The following is a 7,500-nucleotide window of genomic DNA, read 5'->3' on the forward strand; positions in this document are numbered from 1 at the left end:
GACCTAACCATAACCAAAACCGTGGATAACTCTACACCAGATTACTTAGAGACCATCACTTACACCATAACTGTACACAACAACGGACCGGACAATGCAACTGGTGTGGTTTCACACGATGTGCTGCCTACTGGCCTGCGTTACATTTCAGACAACAGTAACGGATCCTACAATCCCACCACCGGCCTATGGACCATTGGCAACTTAGCCAACGGTGCAAATGCCGTGCTACACATCCTGGCACAGGTAATCGTATCCAACACTACCATAACCAACATCGCTAACGTAACTGCCACTGAATACGATCAAAACAGCACCAACAACGAAATTAACACCACAATCACTGTACCACCATCTTCTGACCTGGGAATTGCCATTACCGTGGACAATGCCTACCCCCAATATCTGGATTATGTTGAATTTACCTTGACCGCACACAATTACGGACCGGACGATAGTCCTAATGTGAAAGTGTACTTCACTGCACCAGCCGGGCTTCGTTACGTTTCCGATGACTCTAATGGTGCTTTTAATTCAACTACTGGTTTATGGAGTATAGGTTACATGGCCACCAATACCCTGGCAGTTATGCACTTGGTAATGCAGGCCATGGTTTCCAACGTGCAGATGACAGTTGAAGCCGTGATTACCGATCCCGACCCAGTTTACGCCGCAGGTTATTACGACCCCAACCCGGATAACAACCGGGCCAGTGTTTCTGTGCGACCCTATTCAGTATCTGATCCAGATAATCCATCTACAACAAACCCTAACACCAGTTCGGGCAAATACTATGGTTCGTCTGGAAAAACCATTGGAATGCAAACTACTGGGATTCCCCTTGGTGGGATATTACTGGCTTTATTGGCTATTTTCACCGGTATATGTGTGTCCAAACAAAGGTAAACCTATTAATTCCCCTTTTTTTATTTTTTTTATTTTAGGGTTTAAATTTTGAGAAAAAATATTTTGAAGGTTTAATTTTATTTTGAATAAGAATAACACATTATCTTACTGATTTAAGAATTAAACTATAATTTCTAAACTATAATTCCTAAATTTAATATCAAGGATTCAAAACATTATTAAATAATCCCCCTTTATAGTACCATATCTTATTCAGTGTGAACTTTTTGTCACCTGACTTTAAATGTCACCTGAGATAGGGATCAAACTACTTTGAAATTAAAATAAATCTTTAAAAAATCTGGAATTACTAATTATGTGTGCAATAACTGGTATCATCAGCGAAAATGTTCAGGATGAACTGTACAGAATGCTATTAACCCTTAAACACCGCGGACCTGATAAATCCGGCGTTTTCGTGGATGGTGTAATTTCCCATGGAAATCTGGAAGAACTTACTGTACCTCCTGGAAATTTCGGCTTGGGACATAATCTTCTATCTATTGTGGGATCAGAAGTTGTACAACCGTTAAGGAAGGGGAAAATTGTTCTCGTCTGTAATGGCGAGATATATAATCACTACCAACTATATTCTGGGCTTAAAAATGAATCAAACTACAATTTTGAAACTGATAGTGATTCAGAAGTGGTTTTAGGCCTCATCACCCATTATTACCATGGTTCGTTATCGCAAACGATTCCCAAGGTTGTGGAACGATTGGATGGTGATTATGCATTCTGTGCCTACGATGGTAAAGACCTGGTGGCTGTTCGGGACCCATTGGGAGTGAAACCACTTTATTATGGAGAAAATGATGGTATTTTTGCTTTTGCCTCTGAAAGAAAAGCATTGTGGACAGTGGGAATAGACGAAACCCACAGTTTGCCACCTAAATACATGTTACATAATCAGGAACTGGTAGAACTACCTGGAAGGTTATCTTGGAAAAACAATCATTCCATTAGTAGATCAGAAATAGTAACCCCCCCCTCAAAAAAACACCTCCAAGAGACTTTAAAGAATCATATCCAGAAATCTGTTCAGAAAAGAACCCTTGGCCTGGATAAAGTGGGAATATTATTTTCTGGAGGGGTGGATAGCACTATTCTGGCGGTGATATGTGCGGATCTGGGGATTGAGACTGATCTATACGCGGTGGGTAGTGAAGGTTCCCCTGATCTGCTCTTTGCCCATAATGTATCCCGTGATATAGGGCTTCCTCTGCACACCAGAATAGTTGACGAACAAGTGGTGAGAGAATACAGTCCCCCTGTATTAAATGCTATAGAAGAGTGGAATGTTATGAAATTAGGGGTGGGAATGACTGCATATCTGGCAGCGGAGATGGCCCACCAGCATGGCCAAAGGGTGATACTTTCTGGTCAGGGCGCCGATGAACTCTTTGCCGGATACCACCGTTACCTCGATTTCTATCAGGAGAAGGGTGAAAAAACCCAGGAAGACCTCCAGGAGGATGTGGAGAACCTTTACCATGTGAACCTGGAACGTGATGATAAAGTAACCATGGCCCACAGTGTGGAGTTAAGGGTTCCTTACCTGGATCTTCAAATTATAAATATGGCCCTGGATATACCTATGTATTACAAGATAAATGGTCCTGAGGACAATCGGCGTAAGTGCATCTTAAGGGAAGTAGCACGTGAGTTGGGTGTGCCCCCGGAGATTGTTAACCGTCCCAAGAAGGCCGCCCAGTATGGATCAGGTATTCATAAAATCCTGAGGAAAAAGGTTCTCAAAGACCAGGTATATATGGATAATCTGAAAAAAACCTTTAAATTTATAGATATTTAAATCCATGTATACAAATGTGTATACCAATAACCTGATACAAATTCATTACCAGTTAAATCCATGATTATTATTAATATAAAGGTCAGGAGTGAATAAGTTGAAAATTGAAAAAGAGGCTGAAGAGATACTCCAGAGCTTTTCTGATGCCCTGAAAAACATACCAGAACTGGAAGAGACCCATTACATGGTGGATAATGTGAATCTATCCAGGGAAGACTGTGCTGAGGATAAGGACTCTGCCAAAATTATGCGTAACGCCCATGTGGATGAAGAGGGTAACCTTATAGCCGAGAAAGGAAAGTGGGTAAAATGAGATTTAATCTCGTTTTAGATCTGCCAGATGTTCCAGGACAATTATTAGAAGTTCTTGAACCAATGGGGAGGTTAGGGGCCAACATAGTGGCAGTAATACATCAGAGAGATGTTAAAACAGAACGAGGAACAGTTCCAGTACAGATAACCATAGAAGGGGATAAAGAAACCCTGGACATGGTTATGGATGCCCTAGAAGCCAAAGATATTCAGATAATGGCAGTGGATGGTGTTCTCCGTAAGGAGCAGATCACCACTATTCTGGTGGGGGATATTGTGGAGGAGGACGTTAAGGAAACAGTAACTCTCCTGAACCAGCTGGAGGGTGTAAAGGTGGCGGATCTGGATCTTAAAATGTCTGATGATCCCAAGAACTCAGCCACCAAGATGGTTATGGAAGCAGATTTTGGACATAAAAAGAAAATACTCAAAAGTATCAAAGAAGTTGGGGATCAGAAAGGCTTCCTGGTTATCAACGAAGTTTAAATGATTATGAATTCTAGAAAAGTGCAAATTCTAGAGATAAATGGTGATCCCATGAAAATTATTATTTTAGGTTTTGGAGCAGTGGGACAGGGCGTGGCCCGGGTCCTGTCGGTGAAAAAAGATTATTTAAAGAAAAAATATGGTCTCAACCCCTCTATCGTGGCGGTGGGTGATCGTTCGGGAGCGGCCATAAACCCGGATGGTTTAGACGAAGAATTACTTCTCAAAACCAAAGAAAAAACCGGTAAAATATCTTCTTTCCCTGAATACGGCATACCTGGTGTGGAGAGCATTAACATTCTGGACGAAGTAGAATACGACTGCCTGGTAGAAGTTACCCCCACCGATATACACGATGGCGAACCAGCACGCAGCCACATGATCAAAGCCATGGAAGATGGTAAAGACGTGGTAACATCCAACAAGGGACCCCTGGCCCTATCATTCCAGGAACTGGCCACCACTGCACAGTCCAACAGTGTGGAATTTAAATTCGAAGCATCAGTTGGGGGAGCCATGCCCATCATTAATTTTGCCCACGAAACACTGGCCGGATGCAGTATTGAATCTATCTTCGGAATTCTAAACGGGACTACCAATTACATTCTGTCCAGAATGGCCAATGAAGGATCATCATACGAACAGACCCTTTCTGAAGCCCAGGAATTGGGAATAGCAGAAACTGATCCCTACCAGGATGTGGAAGGTATTGACGCAGCTTGCAAAATAGTTATACTGGCCAATTCTGTTCTAAACCTACCGGCAACCCTCAAAGATGTGGAAGTTGAGGGGATATCAAGGATAACCACCGAATCAATTGCCTTAGCTAAGAAGGAAGGAATGCTAATTAAACTCATTGGTGAAGCTTCACCAGATACACTGGAGGTATCACCCCGCCTGGTGCGTCAGGGATCTCCCCTGGCAGTGGAGGGAACCCTCAACCTGGCCACCCTCAAAACCGACCTGGCTGATGAGGTAACCGTAGTGGGTAAGGGTGCGGGATCAGTAGAAACTGCATCGGCCATACTGAGTGATATCATCAGTGTCTGGAAGGTAAGGAAATAAAATTCTCCCTTCCTATGAATTTATTTTTATTTTTGTAGTGACTGGAAAGTTCAATTAAACACTACCGGAGTTTTATTTCTCTTACAAAAATAAATTATAATTAATTGAAATGTCCACTATTTAAAGAGAATGTTTATCAATTAATGATCAACTGATTAGAGGAGATATTTAATGAAATACATTGTGGTTATTGGGGATGGAATGGTAGATGAACCATTAGAGGAATTGGATGGTAAAACACCATTACAAAAAGCTAAAACCCCTAACATGGATTTTTTAGCTAAAAATGGGACCTGTGGCATGCTGCAAACTGTCCCCCCAGGAATGGAACCGGGGTCTGATGTGGCCAACCTGTCCATTATGGGTTATGATCCCAAAAAGTACTACACTGGCCGTGGCCCCCTGGAAGCAGCCAGTATAGGAGCTAAAATGAAAAAAAATGACATAGCATTCCGTTGCAATTTCATCACCTGTGAAAATGGGCTTTTAGCTGACTTCAATGCCGGGCACATCAGCACCATCGAGGCTGCCCAGCTCATTGAGAGCTTAAATCAAAGGTTATATAGCTACGGAAAATTTTACCTGGGAACTAGCTACCGGCATTTATTTATTTACAATGATAAAACTGCATCTCAACTTAAATCAACACCACCCCATGATGTGGTGGGGGAACCCATTCAGGAACATCTTCTAAAAGTTGGTGAAGATGCAGATAAATCTGTGGAAAATAGAGAGGTTCTAAACAATTTAGCACAGAAATTGAATGAATTGATGTATAAGTCCTTCGATGTGCTGGGAAAGCATCCCACCAACCAAAAAAGGATCGAAGATGGGAAAAAACCAGGCAACATGATCTGGTTATGGGGACAGGGCCCCCAACCCCAGTTACCATTATTTAAAGAAAAATATAACCTTAAGGGCGCCACCATCACGGGTGTGGATCTTATTAAAGGAATTGGAACTTATCTGGGGCTGACCAATATCCATGTTCCCGGGGCTACCGGGTTTTATGATACTGATTACTGTGGTAAGGCTAAATATGCACTGGAAGCTCTGGAAGAACATGACCTGATATTTATCCATGTAGAAGCTCCGGATGAAGCAGGCCATGCTGGTGATATTTATGAAAAAATAAAAGCCATAGAACGCATTGACCAACGCATACTGGGAAAATTGATAAAAGGACTCCCATCCATGGATGATTATGCTCTGGCTGTCCTACCCGACCATCCCACACCCATAAATATCCGAACACACACCTCTAATCCAATTCCCTATGCCATGTACACTCCTGGTTGCCGGGCCGATGCCACTGAAAAGTACGACGAACCATCAATCTTAAAATCATTTAATGAAAGTTCTAAAAATATCATGGAAGGGTATAAATTCCTGAATTTATTCCTGAACCTTCCAAAATCCAGTGAAAATACAAAAAATGAATAGCTCACAGGGAAACTAATAACTAAAAAAATGTTAAATAAAAATAAATCAGAATACCCTTTATTTAAAGGAGTTAAAACAAGTAGTACAGATCAAAGGTGGGATTAGGTATAAGTTACTCCAGATTTCGATATTATCTAGCAGTTTTCGCCGGCAATGTAGCCTCGTTCGTTCTTCAAAGGATCCTTAAAAGCAGTGCCAGTGCCATGCCGGGTAAGGTAGCCATGACTATCTACCCTGATATCCTGAAACTGGTGGATGAACGCTGCCAGAACAAGATCATCATCACCGGTACCAACGGTAAGACCACCACCAACAACCTCCTCAACCATATTTTAAGGGAGGAATACACCAGGGTTCTTTCCAATTTACGGGGAGCTAACATGCTCCAGGGACTGGTTAGTGCCTTTTTACATGACCGAAGGAAGGAATACGATTGGGGAATCTTCGAAGTGGATGAAGGTTCGTTTAAAAGAGTTACCCAACACTTGAAACCAGATTACGTCCTGGTAACCAATTTCTTCCGGGACCAGTTGGACCGATACGGTGAGATTGAAAAGGCATTTCAGGACATACTGGAAGCCTTGGAACCATTGGATACAACGTTAATACTTAACGCTGATGATCCTCTGGTTTCCAATTTCCGAAAACTCCATAAAAGGAACATCTACTATGGGGTGGCCCACAACCAGCAAAGCACCACCCAACAGAAAATTGTGGAATCCCGATTCTGCCCGGCATGTAGCAGCTACCTGGACTATGATTATTATAATTATGGACAACTGGGCGGATACCATTGCCCAGATTGTGGTTTTTCCAATCCGGAGTATGACTATCAGATAACCGGGATTGATTACCAGGACCACCAGTACCATTACCAGTTTATGGACAAAGATGAAAAGATAAAAGACATAAAATTCCCGTATGAGGGAATTTACAATGCTTATAACTGTTGTGCAGCACTGACCACTGCTCTGGAGGTGGGCTTACCCCTGGACCGGGTTTCCCATTCCATTGAACACTTTGAGTACCATCTGGGCAGGATGGAGAATTTCCAGTTCCCGGAGAAAATCACAAAAATTGCCCTAGTTAAGAACCCCATTGGACTCAGTGAAACCATAAACAGCGTGTCACTGGATGAACGGACAAAATCAATGCTATTTGTACTCAATGACAACCCCGCGGATGGGAAGGATGTATCCTGGATATGGGATGCTGAAGTGGAAAAGATGGGTAATGTGAAAAATATCAAAAAAATTTACTGTTCTGGCCGCCGGGCCGAAGATATTGCCCTGCGACTTAAATACGCCGGAGTCCCTGTGGAACTGGTGGAAGTGGATGATGCCATGGACCAGGCCATAGGGAAAGTGTTGAATGAAGATGTGGAAATCGTTTACTTGTTACCCACTTACACTGCCGTGTTTCAGGCCCGTGAACTGGTACTGGCACGCCTGGAAGGTTCCAGTAAGAAGATGTCC

The 7,500-nt window shown here is 42.5% G+C and carries 6 protein-coding genes and 1 pseudogene (1 of these 7 only partly in view); all 7 read left to right on the forward strand.

What is annotated here, in order from left to right:
- A pseudogene (locus QC759_RS05060) lies at positions 1–906 on the forward strand (DUF11 domain-containing protein); the annotation flags it as partial.
- A gap of 316 nt (positions 907–1,222) precedes the next feature.
- On the forward strand, positions 1,223–2,719 hold the full coding sequence (gene asnB, locus QC759_RS05065; protein WP_048073432.1) for an asparagine synthase (glutamine-hydrolyzing): 1,497 nt from the start codon (positions 1,223–1,225) through the stop codon (positions 2,717–2,719).
- A 97-nt stretch (positions 2,720–2,816) separates the two neighbouring features.
- Entirely contained in the window at positions 2,817–3,032 is a 216-nt protein-coding gene (gatC, locus tag QC759_RS05070) for an Asp-tRNA(Asn) amidotransferase subunit GatC (protein WP_048073433.1), read from the forward strand.
- The gene (locus tag QC759_RS05075) at positions 3,029–3,517 is read left to right on the forward strand and encodes an amino acid-binding protein (protein ID WP_048073434.1); all 489 of its coding nucleotides are present in this window, start codon (positions 3,029–3,031) and stop codon (positions 3,515–3,517) included. The genes gatC and QC759_RS05075 overlap by 4 nt, the downstream gene beginning before the upstream one ends.
- A gap of 51 nt (positions 3,518–3,568) precedes the next feature.
- Positions 3,569–4,582, forward strand: a complete 1,014-nt coding sequence (locus QC759_RS05080) for a homoserine dehydrogenase (RefSeq protein ID WP_048073969.1) — start codon at positions 3,569–3,571, stop codon at positions 4,580–4,582.
- Between the two features lie 171 nt (positions 4,583–4,753).
- The gene (locus QC759_RS05085; RefSeq protein WP_048073435.1) at positions 4,754–6,025 is read left to right on the forward strand and encodes a cofactor-independent phosphoglycerate mutase; all 1,272 of its coding nucleotides are present in this window, start codon (positions 4,754–4,756) and stop codon (positions 6,023–6,025) included.
- A gap of 95 nt (positions 6,026–6,120) precedes the next feature.
- Positions 6,121–7,500: the 5' portion of a Mur ligase family protein gene (locus QC759_RS05090; RefSeq protein WP_279845214.1), read on the forward strand. Its footprint extends 45 nt past the window's final position; the window shows 1,380 of its 1,425 coding nt (coding positions 1–1,380); it begins with the start codon at positions 6,121–6,123; its stop codon lies off the right edge, out of view.

The organism is Methanobacterium formicicum, assembly GCF_029848115.1.
Lineage (GTDB): Archaea > Methanobacteriota > Methanobacteria > Methanobacteriales > Methanobacteriaceae > Methanobacterium > Methanobacterium formicicum.